The organism is Streptomyces sp. NPDC023541 (assembly GCF_055559995.1).
Genome location: NZ_JBVHJO010000007.1, coordinates 193,016 through 206,720, shown reverse-complemented (window position 1 = coordinate 206,720; position 13,705 = coordinate 193,016). Strand labels below are relative to the sequence as shown.

The following is a 13,705-nucleotide window of genomic DNA, read 5'->3' as shown; positions in this document are numbered from 1 at the left end:
CACGTGCGCGAAGCCCGTACGCGACCCCAGCCGCGCCGGCTCCTGTTGCGCTCCGAAAGAGGTGTTCGCACGGTGAGTGAGGGGCGGCCCGTCCGGGTCCGTCCCCGTGTCCCCCGTGTCCCCACGCGAAGGAACCCCCATGCACCGCACCAAGCCGTCCCGCGCCCGCCTCCTCGTCCCCTCGGCGCTCGCCGTCGTCATATTGACCGGCGCGGCGGCCCCCGCGAGCGCCGTCGACTCGGGCTCCGGCGCGGTGTCCAAGGCGGCGCCGGCCGGCCCGATCGACGACCTCGTCAACGGCCTCCTGGAGCAGATCAAGGCGCTGCTCCCGGCGGGCGTGACCCTGCCGGACATCAGGATCCCGGAGATCAAGCTGCCCGAGATCAAGCTCCCGGAGATCAACCTGCCGAGCGTCCCGGGGGTGCAACTGCCCGAGATCCCGGGGGTCGAGGTCCCGCAGCTGCCTCCGCTCACGCCGCCGGCGCTGCCCGATCCGGCGGCTCCCGTGGAACTCGTACCGGAGGTCCCCGACGTGGAGGTCCCCGAGGTCGAACTCCCGGACTTCCAGCTCCCCGCCGTCCCGTAACGGCCCCGAACGGCAACACGGTGACGGCGATTGAGCCGAACAGGTCAGATCGTGCGCAGAACCGTGTCGTCTGGGAATGTGGACCGTTTCGCTCGGTGTGAGCCCCGGAGCGGGGCGGAACGTCGAACAGAAGGTGCACTTCCCATGAACTCTGCCAAGAAGGCCGCCCTGGTCCTGGCCACCGCTGGTCTCGCCGCGGCCGGTGCCGCCGGCTCCGCCGTCGCCGACTCGTCGGCCGAGGGCGCGGCCGTGGGTTCCCCCGGCGTCCTCTCCGGCAACCTGGTGCAGGTCCCGGTCCACGTCCCGGTCAACGTCTGCGGCAACACCGTGAACGTGATCGCCCTGCTGAACCCGGCGTTCGGCAACACCTGCGTCAACACCTGAGGTCGGTTGCACAACTGACCGTGGGCGCCCCGGCCTTGCCGGTGGCGCCCACAGTCGTGTCGGCAGGTGCCGGACGAAACCCGGCCGGCCGGAGCCTGGCCGGGGCGGTTCAGCCCTTGCCGCCGTTGAGCTGTACGCCGCCCAGCATCGGGGACGCCTGGGTGGCGCCGTTGGCGAGGCCGAGAACGGTGCCGGGCACGTCGTTGCGGGCCTTGTTGACCTTCTGGGCCGTGCCCACGACCCCGTTGACGGTGTCCCCCTGCTCGGCCAGCCCGTTGCCCACCGTCTGCGGAAGGTTCTCGGTCACGGGCGCGACGGCATCCAGGGTCTGCGTCACCCCGCCGGTCAGGCTCATGGGGGGCATCGCGGCGGCCGGCTCGGCGGCGAACGCGGTACCGGAGGCGCCGAGGGCGGCGACGGAGCCGACGACGACGGCGGCGACCTTCGTGAGCTTCATTATCGAAATCCTCTTCTTTCGTGGACAGAGGCGTCAGCGGCGACCGGCGCGCCGCTTTCGCCATGCGTAACGATTACCGGGCGCCGTGGAAACGGAGCGCGGGTACATGACAGCGGCCGGAGAATCCGACGAGGGATTCTCCGGCCGACATTTCTTCCGATTACCGGTATCGCCGGTCAGGCGACGCGCGAGCGCCGGTACAGAATGGCGCCGCCCAGGATCAGGGCCGAGGCGAGCACCGCCGCGGCCGCGGGCTGGCCCGCGCCGGTCTCGGCCAGCACGGGCGCGCCGACGTGGGCGGGGGCCGGAGCAGGAGCCGGCTGCGGCGCGGGCGCGGGCGCCGGCGCCGCAGCCGGCGGCAGGTGTACGGGGGTGTCGCCGCCGGGGGCGGCCGGCGGCTGGTCCGCGGGCGGGGCGGCCTCCGGGCCGGAGGCCGGAGCCGGGCGCTCCACGGGGTGGCTGCCGCGGGGCGGCGCGGGCGGCGCCCCCTCCTCGACCACGGGGCCCGGCCCGGGCGCCGGGGCGGGGAGCGTGTGCGGGACCTCCTCCGCCGGGGGCTGCGGGGCGGGTGCGGGCGCCGGGAGCGGTACGGGGTGTTCGGCGGGCGGTGCGGGCGCCTCCTGGACCGGCCCCGGGCCGGGCAGCGGGACCGGGTGGTCCTCCACCGGCTCCGGCATCGGATGCGGGTGCTCGGGCGCGGGCGGGGCGTGGTGCGCCGGCGGGGGCGGTGCGGGGTGGTCGTCGCACTCCTCCTCCGGGCCCTGCTGCTGCTCGCCGGATCCGCCGGGGCCGCCCTCGTGGCGCGGCTCCTCGTGGCGCGGCTTGGCGTGGCGTGGCCCCTCCTTCCGGGGGGCCTGCTGCTGCGGCACCTCCTGCCGCGGCACCTCGTAGCGCCGCGGTTCCTGGCGCTGCTCCGGGACGGCGTGGCGGCCCGGGCGCTCGTCGAGGTAGCGCTCGAAGGCCTCGGCGTGCTCGGGGCTCAGGTAGCGCCCGTAGTCGTGGCCCTCGTCGGTGTGCGCGCCGGAGCCGGTGGCGCAGGTGTTCCCCATCGCGGGATTGAGCGCCGCGCCCCCGTCCACGCTGTTGCCGCACACGTTCGGCGAGAGAGTGATCGGTACCGAGACGCTGTTGCCGGCGAGCACGCCCGGCGAATGCGAGACCTCGGCCGTCCCGGAAGCCGCGCAGGCCGCACCGGTCGCGATCGACAGCAGGCTCGAGGCGGCTGCCGCCGTGAGCATGCCCTTGCCCAGAACCTGTCGGCTCAGTACCTGTCGCATGGGTCCTTACCCTGTCTACCGGCAGGCGCCGGTGGTGAATCGGAGGTGGCCTCGGAGTGCACCGCCGTGCACTGCGAGGCCGCCTCTGAGGAGGTCTGCCCTTCCGGGCGCACGCACTGCGTCAGGCGTTGACGCACGTGTTGCCGAACGCGGGGTTCAGCAGCCCGACGATGTTCACGCTGTTGCCGCAGACGTTGACCGGGATGTTGACGGGGACCTGGACGGCGTTGCCGGAGAGGACACCCGGGGAGCCCGCGGCCGTGGCGTCGGCCGTGGCGTCGGCCATGGCGGGGGAGGCGGCACCAGCTGCCATCAGAGCGCCGGCGGCCAGCACAACTGCCTTCTTGTACGTCATTTCGTTTCGATCCTTTCCGCAGAGGCGTCTCCGCTGCAGAATCAACAACGAGCCGCCGGGGCAAAAGAAACCGCGCCTTTTCGGCGGCGGTCCGGTAATTCACCCCGATGCTCCGCACGAATTCCGGCGGCCGGTCTTCTGGCTATTTGCGCCGCCAATTCCCCTGATGCGGTCCCGCCCGATATGCGGCGAGGCCGCCGCGACCCGAAGGTGCGACGGCCTCGCGTGCGCGGGGAGCGGTCAGCTGCCGGCGGAGGCGTTGCCGGAGAGGACCGGGATGTTGCTGAGGATGTGCGAGAGAGCCTCGTCGCCCTTGGCCTGGGTGGAGTTCTCGGTGCACTGCTGGTTCTGCGGGCTGGACAGGACCGGGATGTCCTGGACGCCGACGTTGACCAGGGCCAGCACGGACTGGACGTTGGCCTTCGCGGGGAGCGCGATGCAGGGCTTGTTGAAGGAGCCCTGGATGAGCGCCATCTGCGGGCTCATGTTGCCGTAGGTGGCCTGGTTGCCGTAGATCTGCGCGGAGTTGTTGCCGTTGACGGTGTTGATGCCGTTGTCGTTGCCGACCGCCATCGCCTGCGGCGCCATCGCGGCACCCATGCCCACGACCGAGGCGGCAACCGCGGCCGAGGCCATCATCTTCTTGATCATTGTCGTCCCTTTTTTGCAGGATTGCCCGGTAGCGGAGCATCTGGATCAACGGCCGAGACCCGGCTCGGGTTGCGTGGCTTCACTCGGATGCAGCCGTTTCGGGGGGCGCGATTGACGTTCAGGCGTTCACGCAGGTGTTGCCGAACGCGGGGTTCAGTGCGCCGACCACGTTGACGGTGAGGGCGCAGACGTTCACCGGCACGCGGACCGGGAACTGGCCGAGGTTGCCGCTCAGCACGGCCGGGGAGCCGGCGGCGAGGCCGTCGGCCGTCGCGCCGCCCCGTGCGCGGAAGCGAGGTCCGCGCCGCCCGTCAGCACGGCGACACCCGCGGCGGCGACGGTGGTGCCGCGCGCCGGCCCCTTCTTCATCTGCGTATTTCCTTTCGGTTCGAACAATGGTGCACCTCATAACGACCCGCCCGTTGTGAGGGTGTGCGCCATCGCCCAAAAGGCCGTACGGGCGAGTCCGGCGTGATTTCCAGCCCGATTTCTGACAAAGTTCACTCCTGTTTTGTCCCCCTTGATCGAAAAATGGAGACGGGGTCATGGGTTCCTCCGGCAGAATCCTCGGGGCGTTCGGCCTGCTGTCCTGCCTCGCGCTTTCCGTGAACGCTCCCGCGGCCGCCGCCGCGCCCGCCCCGAAGGAGCTGCCCCGGGTCCCGTTCACCCAGCGTTACCAGGCCGTGCAGCACGGCGGGCTGGTCCGCGCCTCCAACTCCGGCATCAGCTGCCGGAAGGAGAAGTCCCCGCAGGCGGAGCCGTGCGCCGAGGTCAAGCGGGGTGCGGCAGGGGTCAACAGCGAGTTCGAGATGTTCTACAGCGAGGTCGACAAGGACCCCGACACCTACAACTCCACCCGGGCCGAGCTCAAGGTCCCCCAGGGCGCGAAGGTCTCCTACGCCCGGCTCTACTGGGGCGGGAACCTGCGGGTGGGCGAGCAGAAGCCGCCGGAGGACAACGGCCGGGTGCTGGTCGCCGAGCCGGGAGGGGCGTACAAGGAGGTCCTCGCCGACACGGTGATGGGTCACCGCACGGACGCGGGCAGCGATGCCTACCAGGCATCCGCGGACGTGACGCCGCTGGTGCGCAAGGGCGGTGCCGGGATGTGGACGGTCTCACAGCTGAACATCGCCATGGGCCACTCCGAGGTCGGCGCCTGGGGCGGCTGGACGCTGGTCGTCGCCTACGAGCACCCCCGGGAGCCGCTGCGCCGGATCTCCCTGTGGGAGGGCTTCGAGTCGCTCGCCGCCCGGGCCGGCGACGCGGCGGTCGGGATCGAGGGCCTGGACGCGCCGGCCGGCGCGGCGGGCAAGGTCGGAGTGGTCGGGTACGACGGGGACCGCGGAACCCTCGGGGACTCACTCATCGTGACGGCCGACAGCGGGCGCCGAGTGAGCCTCAACGACGCAGAAAATCCTTTCAATGATGTTATGAATTCCTCGATCACGGAATTCGGAGGTCAGCCGTTCGTACGGCAGCCAGATTATATGAACAATCTCGGATATGACGCGGACATCTTCGACCTGAGTCCCGCCCTGTCCGGTGGCGCCCGCAGCCTGAACTTCACGTTCACGGGCGAAAGTCAGGGTCATTTCCTCGGTGTGCTCTTCGTTCAGACAGACGCGCGCCGCTGAACGCAGGAGACCACTCCACGTGCCCACGTACTCCCGGGCGGCACAGCCCACGACCGTCCTCCATCTCGTCCAGCCCGTCGACGGCGGTGTGGCCAGGGTCGTCACCGACCTCGTCCGCGCACAGACCGCCGAGGGCATCCGCACCGTCGTCGGATGCCCGCCCGGCGGCACGCTCGGCGGCGCGGCCCGGTCCGCCGGGGCGGAGGTGTTCACCTGGCGGGCCGGCCGGTCCCCGGGCCCCCGCCTGCCCGCCGAACTCGCCGGCGCCCGCGGGCTGCTGCGCCGCGTCCGGCCCGACCTCCTGCACGCCCACAGCGCCAAGGCCGGACTGGCCGGACGGCTCGCCGCGCGCGGGTCGCTGCCCACCGTCTTCCAGCCCCACGCCTGGTCCTTCGACGCCGTCGGCGGAGCCACCGCCGCTCTCGCCCTGCGCTGGGAGCGGTACGGGGCCCGTTGGGCCGACCGGGTGCTCTGCGTCAGCGAGGCCGAACGCCGCGCGGGCGAGACCGCGGGCATCACCGCCCACTGGACGGTGATCCGCAACGGGGTGGACCTCGCCCACTTCCGGCCCGGCGCACCCGACCCCGGCCGCGACCGGGCCGAGTCCCGCGCCGCCCTGCCGCTGCCGTCCTCCTTCCCGGCCGACGGGCCGCTCGCGGTCTGCGCCGGCCGGATCTGCGCGCAGAAGGGCCAGGACACCCTGCTGCGGGCCTGGCCGGAGGTGCTCGCGACCGTCCCCACGGCCCGCCTCGCCCTCGTCGGCGACGGCCCCGACACCGAACGGCTGCGGCGCGCGGCCCCGCCCGGAGTGCACTTCGCGGGCGCCGCCGCCGACATCCGACCGTGGCTTCGGGCCGCCGATCTCGTTGTACTGCCGTCGCGGTGGGAAGGCATGGCGCTCGCCCCGCTCGAAGCCATGGCCTGTGGCCGACCGGTCCTGGTCTCCGACGTCAGCGGAGCCCGGGAGAGCCTGCCGCCCGGCCAGGGACGCCTGTGCCTGGTACCGCCGGACGACCCGACGGCACTGGCCAAGGCCCTGGGGCGGCTGCTCTCCGAGCCGCGGCTCCTCGCCGAACTCGGGGACCAGGCCCGGCAGCACGCCCGGACCGACTTCGACGTGCGGCGGACCACGGACGCGGTCAGCGGCCTGTACCACGAACTGCTCAGCAGGCCCCGGCCCTCGAACCAGGAGCGCATCAGCCGATGACGATGGACAGCGCACCCGCCCGGCACACCGGGCAGGGCGGCACAGGGCCCGGCGGCAGCGCCTTCGCGCCCGCGCCCCACGCGGCAGCCCGCCGTTCCGCGACCGCCATCCACCCGCCGCGCGGGCCCAGGGCCGAGCAGGCCCGGTCCGCCGCACGTCCGCGGCGCGTCCGCCGCCGCAGCCGGGTGCTGCCCCTGCTCACCGCCGACACGCTGGCCGCCGTACTCACCGCGGCCACCCTGCCCGCACCGGCCCTGCCCGCCCTGGCGGCCGTGCCCGCCGTCGCCGCGCTGCCCGCCCTGCTCGTCGCACTGCACGCGCAGGCCGGCCTGTACCGGCCGCGGCTCGCCCCCTCCGCCCTCCTCGAACTGCCCGCGCTGGTGGCGCGCTCCGCTGTCCTGTGGTGCGCGGCGGCCGCCGTCACGGCGGCCCTGGCCCCCGCCCGCGCCATGGGCTGGAGCGCGCTGCTGACCGCCGTGTGCCTGCAGGCCGTACTGGTCTGCGCGGGCCGCGGCGTCGCCAACCAGCTGCACCGCCGCGCGGCCCTGCGCCACCCCGCCTCCACCCTCGTCGTCGGACCCGGCGCCGGGGCGAGCGCGGTGGCCGCAGCCCTGCACAACCGCCCCGAGTTCGGTCTGCGCCCGGTAGGGCTCGCCGACACCGCGGCCGCGGCCGACGCGGGCACCGGCGCCCTACCGCTCCTCGCCACCCACGAGGACATCCGGCGCGCGGTCATCCAGAACTCCGTCCGGCACGCGGTGTTCACCCGGCCGCCCGAAGCCGACGAGCGCACCGCCTCCCTGGTCCGCCTCTTCCACGACCACGGCTGCCGGCTGTGGCTCGCGGACCCGGCCGGCACCGCCAAGGTCACCGGCATGCGGCTGGCCCACCCCGCCGACCAGCTGTGGGGGTACGCCGTCCAGCCGCTGCTGCCGCGCCCGGCCCGGCCGCTGGAGCGCTGGGCCAAGCGCGTGATCGACTCCGCACTCGCCCTCGTCGCCCTGGTCGCCGCCGCGCCCGTGATGCTGCTCTGCGCGGCGGCCGTACGGCTCTGGGACGGGCCGGGGGTGATCTTCCGTCAGGAGCGGGTCGGCCTGTACGGGCGCCCCTTCACCCTGCTGAAGTTCCGGACGCTGCGCGCCGACGCGCACGAGGCCGCCACCCGCTGGACGGTGGCGGGCGACCGCGGCATGAGCCCGGTGGGCTCCTTCCTGCGCAAGTCCTCCCTCGACGAACTGCCGCAGCTGTGGAACGTCGTCCGGGGCGACATGAGCCTGGTCGGCCCGCGCCCGGAACGGCCCTTCTTCGTCGCCAAGTTCTCCACCGTCCACCCCGGCTACGAGGCCCGCCACCGGATGCCCGTCGGCATCACCGGCCTCGCCCAGATCAACGGCCTGCGCGGGGACACCTCCATCGAGGACCGGGCCCGCTTCGACAACCACTACATCGACACCTGGTCGCTGTGGCAGGACCTGTGGATCCTCGCCCGCACCGCGGCCTCCTTCTTCCGCTTCCGGCTGGGGGGCAGCTGATGAGCCTCGCCGCCCCCGGCCACTGGGCCCGGCCGGACGTACCGGACATGCTGCGACGGCACTGGCCGCTGCTGCCGCTCGCCGCGACCGTGCTGTTCCTGCTGGCCCCGCTCCCGGCCGGGGACGCGACCGCCTCCGGCAAGGTCGGCCCGGCCGACGCCGCCTCGCTGCTCCTCGTCCTCGTCTGCGCCGTGCAGGCGCTGCGCGGCCGGGTACGGGCACTGACCCCGCTGGGGGTCCTCGTCCTCGGGGCGCCGGCCGTCGGCCTCGCGGTCGCGACGGTGACCGCGGGGGACCCGTACGCCGCCCTCCCGGGTTTCGTCCGCTACCTCCAGGTCTTCGTGCTCGTCCCGGCCGCGGTGGTGCTGCTGGTCCGCGACGCGCGGGAGTTCCGGATCGCGGCCGGCTGCTTCGTGGTCCTGGCGCTGGTCCAGGGCGCGGTGGGGGTCGTGCAGTACGCGACCCACACCGGCGCCTCCTACCAGGGCGAGGACATCAGGGCCGTCGGCACCTTCGGCCCCGGCGACGTCATGGGCATGGCCACGGTCGTCGCCTACGGGCTGGTCGTCGCGGCCGCGGCCGCACTCGCCCCCGGACTGCCGCCCCGCCTGCGGCGGATCGCAGCGGGCTGCGCCCTGGTGCTCGTCCTGCCGCTGGTGCTGTCCTTCAGCCGGGGTGCCTGGATCGCCACCCTCGGCGCGGCGCTGCTGGTGATGGCGCTGGCCGGGATCCGGCGGGCCCTCACCGTCCTCGCCGCGCTGGCCGCCGCCGGGGTGGTCCTGGTGGCCGGGCTCGGCGTCGGCTCCGAGATGGTCGCCGAGCGACTGACCTCCATCACACAGGTCTCCAGCGCCCCCGACCAGTCGGTGACCGACCGCTACACGATGTGGGCCGCCGCCGAGTCGATGTGGCGCGAACGGCCGGCGGCGGGCGTGGGGCTCAAGGGCTTCCCCGCCCACCGCGACGGCCACGCCTCGCTCGGGCTCTCCTCCGGCAGCGACACCGCCGGCGCGGGGCAGGCGTACATCCGCCAGCCGCTGCTCTCCCCGCACAACATGTACCTGCTGATCCTCAGCGAGCAGGGCCTCATCGGGCTGATCGCGCTGGTGGGCGCCTGGGCGGCGCTGCTGGTCGCCGGGCTGCGGAGGCTCGCCTCCGGCGCCGGGGCGCGGATGCGGGACTGCGGGCTGATCGCGACCGGGCTGTTCGTGTGGCAGCTGACCGACTTCCTCTACGCGGACATCGGCGGCCCGTCCACCGTCCTGACCGGCGTGATCATCGGCCTGGCGGCCTGGTGGGCGCTGCCCTCCCCGGGCGATGCGGGTCCGCTGCGCGGGGGCCCGGCCCCCGAGAGCCCGAGCGGCCGGTGACGGGCACCACGCCCTGGCGGCCCGCCCCCGGCCCCCCGGCCGGGGCGGGCCCCACCCGTGTCCCGCCGCCCCCGCCCGGCGATCCGCGCCCCTTCGGCTCCGCCGGGTACGCGCGCAGTGCCCCGGCCGGCCAGGGGCCGGACCGGACCGGCCCCGGTTTCGCCGCTGCCGCCGGGCCGGGCAGGCGCCCCGCCGTGCCGGTGCCGGCGGATCCAGGGTTCGTGGCCGGACGCCTGCCGGGAGGTGCGTCCGCCGTGCCGGCCCCCGTAGTCGGCTCCGCCGGACATCCGGGCAAGGTCCCGGAGCGGCACAGCGTGCGGGTGGCGGCCCGAGCCGCCCGCGGCTCCGCCGGCCTGTCCGGGGGCCTGGGACCGACGGCCGGCGGGGCCGGCCGTGCCCGCCCCGCGGGGGAGCACGCCGCGCCCGACCGGGGCCGCTCAGGACGCGGCCGCCGCCGCGGCGTACCCGCCGTACCCGCCGTCCCCGTCGTGCCCGTCGAGCCCGCCGCAGGAGGAGGGGCACCGCTGGGGCGGTTCCTGGCCAAGGCCGCCGCCGTCACCGCCGGGCTGACCGCCGCCGGGTCCCTGCTGGGGCTGGTGCGCGACCAGACCATCGCGCACCTCTTCGGCGCCGGGCACGCCAGCGACGCCTTCCTCATCGCCTGGACCCTCCCGGAGATGGCCTCGACGCTGCTGATCGAGGACGCCATGGCGCTGCTGATGGTCCCCGCCTTCAGTCACGCCCTGGCCCGACGGGCCGCCGGCCGGGCCGGGCTGACCCGCAGCGAGGCCCGCGCGCAGGACCCCGTACGGCTGCTGGTCGGGGCGACCCTGCCGCGGCTCGTCGTGCTCCTGGCCGTCGTCGCCTCCGTCCTCGCCGTCGCCGCGCCGGCCGTCGTCTCCGTGCTCGCCCCCGGCCTGCCCGACCCCGGGCTGGCCGTCGAATGCACCCGCCTGACCGCGCTGACCGTGCTCTCCTTCGGCGTCGCCGGCTACTTCAGCGCCGCCCTGCGCGCGCACCGCTCCTTCGTACCGCCCGCCGCGATCTACGTCTCGTACAACATCGGCATCATCGCCACGATGGTGGCCCTCCACACCCTGTGGGGCGTGCGGGCCGCCGCCGCGGGCGTCGCCGTCGGCGGCCTGCTGATGGCGCTCGTCCAACTCCCCGCCTTCATCCGCAACGTGGGCTTCGGGCGGCCCCGGGCCAAACGGGTCACCGCCCCGCGCAGCCAGCGCGACCGCGACCGCCCCACCCTCATCGCCTTCGGGGTCATCGCCCCCGTCGTCCTCTTCGCCGTCTTCCGGCAGTCGCAGGTGCTCGTCGAGCGGTTCCTGGCCGCCTCGCTCCCGGCCGGGGCGATCTCCCACCTCAACTACGCGCAGAAGGTCGCGCAGATGCCGATGGTGCTGTCGCTGATGATCTGCACCGTCACCTTCCCCGTCGTCGCCCAGGCCATGGCCGGCGGCGAGCGGGAGAAGGCCCGCCGACGGGTGGAACGGGACCTGGCACTGGCCTCCCTCGCGGTCCTGATGGGCACCGCGCTCGTCATCGGCTACGCCCCCCAGATCATCCAGGTCCTCTTCGAACGCGGCGCCTTCACCCACCGGGACACCCTCGCCACCGCCTCCGTCATGCGGGTCTACGGACTCGGACTGCTCGGCCACTGCCTCGTCGGGGCACTGTCCCGGCCCTTCTTCTCGACCGCCCGGCCCACCTGGTTCCCGGCGCTCGCGATGGGTGCCGGACTGCTGGTCAACATCGTGGCCGGAGCCTTCGCCGTCCGCTGGTGGGGCACCTACGGGATCGCCGCCGCCAACGCCGCCGGCATCTCCACCGCCGCCGCCCTGCTGCTCACCGGCCTCGGCCCGCGGATCATCGCCATCCACCTCCGCCGCGTCGCCACCGGCATCGGACGGCTCGCGGTGGCCGCCGGTGCCGCCTGCGCCACCGGGTGGATCGCCGGGCCGATGATCCCCGACCCCCTGCTCAGCGCCGCCCTCGGCTGCCTGCTGGTCCCGGCCATGTTCTGCGCCACCGGCACTGCCGTACGCGCCCTCGAAGTCACCGCCCTGCCCGCCCAGATCGCCCAGTTCACGCAGAGGTTGCGCAATGTCCGCTGACACCGACACGGCCCCCGCCGCCGTGATGGTCCCCGCCCGCCGGACCGCTCCGCCGTGGGTCCTGATGTACCACTCGGTCGCCGAGTTCACCGACCCCGCCGAGGACCCGTACGGGATCACGGTCACTCCCCTCGCCCTGGAGGCCCAGCTGCTGTGGCTGCGCTCCCGGGGCCTGCGCGGGGTGTCGGTCGGCGAGCTGCTGCGGGCCCGGGCGGCCGGCCGGGGAGCCGGGCTGGTCGGACTCACCTTCGACGACGGCTACACCGACTTCCTCACCCACGCGCTGCCGCTGCTCCAGCGCCACGACTGCACCGCCACCCTCTTCGTACTGCCGGGGCGGCTCGGTGTGGACAACGTGTGGGACCCGCTGGGGCCGCGCAAATCCCTGCTCACCGCCGAGGGCATCCGCGAAGTCGCCTCCGCCGGTCAGGAGATCGGTTCGCACGGCCTGCTCCACCAGGACCTCACCGCGGCCGCCGACGACGTGATCCAGCAGGAACTGCGCGGCAGCCGCGACCTGTTGCGCGAGCTGACCGGAACCCTGCCCGAGGGGTTCTGCTACCCGTACGGGCACCTCGACGCCCGGGTCGTCGACGCGACGCGGGCGGCCGGCTACGGCTACGCCTGCGCCATCGACCCCGGGCGGCTCGCCGGCCCGCACGCCCTGCCGCGCACGCACGTCAGCCAGGCCGACGGCGGTGTCCGGCTGCGGGCCAAGCACCTGCGCCACCAGGTCCGGGAGCTGCGGCGGGCGGTGCTCCGGTGAGGGCGATGGAGTCGGTCAGGGCGCTGCACGTCATCACCGGCCTCGGCGTCGGCGGTGCCGAACAGCAACTGCGGCTGCTTCTGCGGCACATGCCGATGCGGTGCGACGTGCTGACGCTGACCAACCCCGGCCCGGTGGCCGAGGGGCTGCGCGCCGACGGGGTACGGGTCGTGCACCTGGGCATGCGCGGCAACCGGGACCTGGGGGCGCTGCCCCGGCTCGTGCGGTTCATCCGGCGCGGCCAGTACGACCTCGTGCACACGCACCTGTACCGGGCCTGCGTGTACGGGCGCGTCGCGGCCCGCCTCGCGGGCACCGCGGCGACCGTCGCCACCGAGCACTCCCTCGGCGAGGGCGAGATCGAGGGCCGCCCCCTCTCGGGCGGGGTCCGGGCCCTGTACCTGGCCAGTGAACGGCTGGGCGCGGCGACCGTTGCGGTGTCGGACACCGTCGCCGCCCGGCTGGAGGGGTGGGGGGTGCCGGCCGCGCGGGTCCACGTCGTACCGAACGGCATCGAGGCCGTCCGCTTCCGTTTCGACGAGGGCGTCCGCCGGGCCACCCGCGCGCGCACCGGCCTGCCCGAAGGGGCCTTCGTGGTCGGCGGGGTCGGCCGGCTGGTCCCGGGCAAGCGCTTCGACGTGCTCGTCCGGGCCGTGGCAGCGCTGCCGGGCGCGCACCTGCTGCTGGCCGGGGACGGTCCGCAGCGGGCGGGGCTGCGCCGGCTGGCCGCAGAGCTCGGCGCGCAGAGCCGGATCCACCTGCTGGGGGAGCGGGACCCGCTGGGCGACAGCACGGACGGCCGTACCCCGGGCATCCCGGCCCTGCTGGCCGCCATGGACGTCTTCGTCTCGCCGTCGCGGGAGGAGGCCTTCGGGCTCGCGGTCGTGGAGGCCCTGGCCGCCGGGCTGCCCGTCCTGCACGTGACCTGTCCGGCCATCGACGACCTGCCCGCCGCCCAGGCCCCCGGAGCCCGCCGCATCGGCACCGGCACCGAGGAGCTGATCGCCGCGCTGCGCGGGCACATGGAGGCGGGCGCGCGCCGGCTGCCCCCGCCGCCGGTCGTGCGCCGTTACGACATCGCCGGCAGCGCGCGCCGGCTGCTGGACGTGTACGACCTCGCCCTCTCGGCCGCGCCGCGCGGGTCGGGGACGGGCCGGGGCTCCGAGCCGGACCCGCAGGCGCCGGCCCCGCAGGCACCGGAACCCTCAACGGGCCCCGCACCGGGTCCCGCACCGGGCCCCGCGCACCGACCGCCGGCGGGGCTGACGGTGCCCGGGCCCGGCTCCCCCCGGCAGGCGCCCGGCGCCGGCGGCTGACCCCCCATGCCCGAAGGGGTCCCGGCCGGGACCCCGCAGGAACCCAC

15 protein-coding genes are annotated in these 13,705 nt (G+C 74.7%); 9 read left to right on the top strand and 6 right to left on the bottom strand.

The genetic code is table 11. The features are described 5' to 3' along the window. Nucleotides 1-139: 139 nt before the first annotated feature. A complete protein-coding gene (locus tag ACZ3X1_RS19500) occupies nucleotides 140-586 on the top strand; it encodes a hypothetical protein (protein ID WP_467280402.1) in 447 nt (148 codons plus the stop codon). A 144-nt stretch (nucleotides 587-730) separates the two neighbouring features. Next, on the top strand, nucleotides 731-970 hold the full coding sequence (locus ACZ3X1_RS19495) for a chaplin (RefSeq protein ID WP_356811837.1): 240 nt from the start codon (nucleotides 731-733) through the stop codon (nucleotides 968-970). A gap of 109 nt (nucleotides 971-1,079) precedes the next feature. Here the strand turns inward: ACZ3X1_RS19495 and ACZ3X1_RS19490 are convergent, their stop codons facing one another. From ACZ3X1_RS19490 to ACZ3X1_RS19465, 6 genes are all read right to left on the bottom strand, one after another. Next, the gene (locus ACZ3X1_RS19490; RefSeq protein ID WP_356811838.1) at nucleotides 1,080-1,427 is read right to left on the bottom strand and encodes a hypothetical protein; all 348 of its coding nucleotides are present in this window, start codon (nucleotides 1,425-1,427) and stop codon (nucleotides 1,080-1,082) included. A gap of 176 nt (nucleotides 1,428-1,603) precedes the next feature. Further along, nucleotides 1,604-2,704 (bottom strand): chaplin, encoded by a 1,101-nt coding sequence (locus ACZ3X1_RS19485; RefSeq protein WP_467280401.1) that lies wholly within the window; start codon nucleotides 2,702-2,704, stop codon nucleotides 1,604-1,606. Nucleotides 2,705-2,825: 121 nt separating this feature from the next. Beyond that, nucleotides 2,826-3,059 carry a chaplin gene (locus tag ACZ3X1_RS19480; RefSeq protein WP_467280400.1) on the bottom strand — a complete coding sequence of 78 codons (234 nt, stop codon included), beginning with the start codon at nucleotides 3,057-3,059 and terminating at the stop codon, nucleotides 2,826-2,828. Nucleotides 3,060-3,299: 240 nt separating this feature from the next. Next, a complete protein-coding gene (locus tag ACZ3X1_RS19475; protein ID WP_030031071.1) occupies nucleotides 3,300-3,710 on the bottom strand; it encodes a rodlin in 411 nt (136 codons plus the stop codon). Between the two features lie 118 nt (nucleotides 3,711-3,828). Further along, a complete protein-coding gene (locus ACZ3X1_RS19470; RefSeq protein WP_467280399.1) occupies nucleotides 3,829-3,948 on the bottom strand; it encodes a chaplin in 120 nt (39 codons plus the stop codon). Then, nucleotides 3,942-4,079: a hypothetical protein gene (locus tag ACZ3X1_RS19465; protein WP_467280398.1), complete on the bottom strand. Its 138-nt coding sequence runs from the start codon at nucleotides 4,077-4,079 to the stop codon at nucleotides 3,942-3,944. Before ACZ3X1_RS19465 ends, ACZ3X1_RS19470 begins: the two co-directional genes overlap by 7 nt. 176 nt (nucleotides 4,080-4,255) lie before the next feature. Between ACZ3X1_RS19465 and ACZ3X1_RS19460 the strand changes: the two genes are divergently transcribed. The 7 genes from ACZ3X1_RS19460 to ACZ3X1_RS19430 all read left to right on the top strand — a co-directional run bounded on the left by ACZ3X1_RS19460 (nucleotide 4,256) and on the right by ACZ3X1_RS19430 (nucleotide 13,658). Then, nucleotides 4,256-5,344, top strand: coding sequence for a DUF3344 domain-containing protein (locus tag ACZ3X1_RS19460; protein WP_467280397.1), 1,089 nt, complete (start codon nucleotides 4,256-4,258; stop codon nucleotides 5,342-5,344). 19 nt (nucleotides 5,345-5,363) lie between these two features. After that, nucleotides 5,364-6,551, top strand: coding sequence for a glycosyltransferase (locus ACZ3X1_RS19455; RefSeq protein WP_467280396.1), 1,188 nt, complete (start codon nucleotides 5,364-5,366; stop codon nucleotides 6,549-6,551). Next, nucleotides 6,548-8,083 carry an exopolysaccharide biosynthesis polyprenyl glycosylphosphotransferase gene (locus ACZ3X1_RS19450; RefSeq protein WP_467280395.1) on the top strand — a complete coding sequence of 512 codons (1,536 nt, stop codon included), beginning with the start codon at nucleotides 6,548-6,550 and terminating at the stop codon, nucleotides 8,081-8,083. The genes ACZ3X1_RS19455 and ACZ3X1_RS19450 overlap by 4 nt, the downstream gene beginning before the upstream one ends. Further along, nucleotides 8,083-9,453: an O-antigen ligase family protein gene (locus tag ACZ3X1_RS19445; protein WP_467280394.1), complete on the top strand. Its 1,371-nt coding sequence runs from the start codon at nucleotides 8,083-8,085 to the stop codon at nucleotides 9,451-9,453. The genes ACZ3X1_RS19450 and ACZ3X1_RS19445 overlap by 1 nt, the downstream gene beginning before the upstream one ends. A gap of 254 nt (nucleotides 9,454-9,707) precedes the next feature. After that, nucleotides 9,708-11,576 carry a murein biosynthesis integral membrane protein MurJ gene (gene murJ / locus ACZ3X1_RS19440; RefSeq protein WP_467280393.1) on the top strand — a complete coding sequence of 623 codons (1,869 nt, stop codon included), beginning with the start codon at nucleotides 9,708-9,710 and terminating at the stop codon, nucleotides 11,574-11,576. Then, nucleotides 11,566-12,342 (top strand): polysaccharide deacetylase family protein, encoded by a 777-nt coding sequence (locus ACZ3X1_RS19435; protein ID WP_467280392.1) that lies wholly within the window; start codon nucleotides 11,566-11,568, stop codon nucleotides 12,340-12,342. Before murJ ends, ACZ3X1_RS19435 begins: the two co-directional genes overlap by 11 nt. Before the next feature lie 5 nt (nucleotides 12,343-12,347). After that, nucleotides 12,348-13,658, top strand: coding sequence for a glycosyltransferase (locus ACZ3X1_RS19430; RefSeq protein WP_390076451.1), 1,311 nt, complete (start codon nucleotides 12,348-12,350; stop codon nucleotides 13,656-13,658). Nucleotides 13,659-13,705 lie beyond the last annotated feature (47 nt).

Coding starts and splice junctions, on each gene's coding strand:
- ACZ3X1_RS19500 (WP_467280402.1), top strand. CDS start 140: ATGCACCGCACCAAGCCGTCCCGCGCCCGCCTCCTCGTCCCCTCGGCG.
- ACZ3X1_RS19495 (WP_356811837.1), top strand. CDS start 731: ATGAACTCTGCCAAGAAGGCCGCCCTGGTCCTGGCCACCGCTGGTCTC.
- ACZ3X1_RS19490 (WP_356811838.1), bottom strand. CDS start 1,427: ATGAAGCTCACGAAGGTCGCCGCCGTCGTCGTCGGCTCCGTCGCCGCC.
- ACZ3X1_RS19485 (WP_467280401.1), bottom strand. CDS start 2,704: ATGCGACAGGTACTGAGCCGACAGGTTCTGGGCAAGGGCATGCTCACG.
- ACZ3X1_RS19480 (WP_467280400.1), bottom strand. CDS start 3,059: ATGACGTACAAGAAGGCAGTTGTGCTGGCCGCCGGCGCTCTGATGGCA.
- ACZ3X1_RS19475 (WP_030031071.1), bottom strand. CDS start 3,710: ATGATCAAGAAGATGATGGCCTCGGCCGCGGTTGCCGCCTCGGTCGTG.
- ACZ3X1_RS19465 (WP_467280398.1), bottom strand. CDS start 4,079: ATGAAGAAGGGGCCGGCGCGCGGCACCACCGTCGCCGCCGCGGGTGTC.
- ACZ3X1_RS19460 (WP_467280397.1), top strand. CDS start 4,256: ATGGGTTCCTCCGGCAGAATCCTCGGGGCGTTCGGCCTGCTGTCCTGC.
- ACZ3X1_RS19450 (WP_467280395.1), top strand. CDS start 6,548: ATGACGATGGACAGCGCACCCGCCCGGCACACCGGGCAGGGCGGCACA.
- ACZ3X1_RS19445 (WP_467280394.1), top strand. CDS start 8,083: ATGAGCCTCGCCGCCCCCGGCCACTGGGCCCGGCCGGACGTACCGGAC.
- ACZ3X1_RS19435 (WP_467280392.1), top strand. CDS start 11,566: ATGTCCGCTGACACCGACACGGCCCCCGCCGCCGTGATGGTCCCCGCC.
- ACZ3X1_RS19430 (WP_390076451.1), top strand. CDS start 12,348: ATGGAGTCGGTCAGGGCGCTGCACGTCATCACCGGCCTCGGCGTCGGC.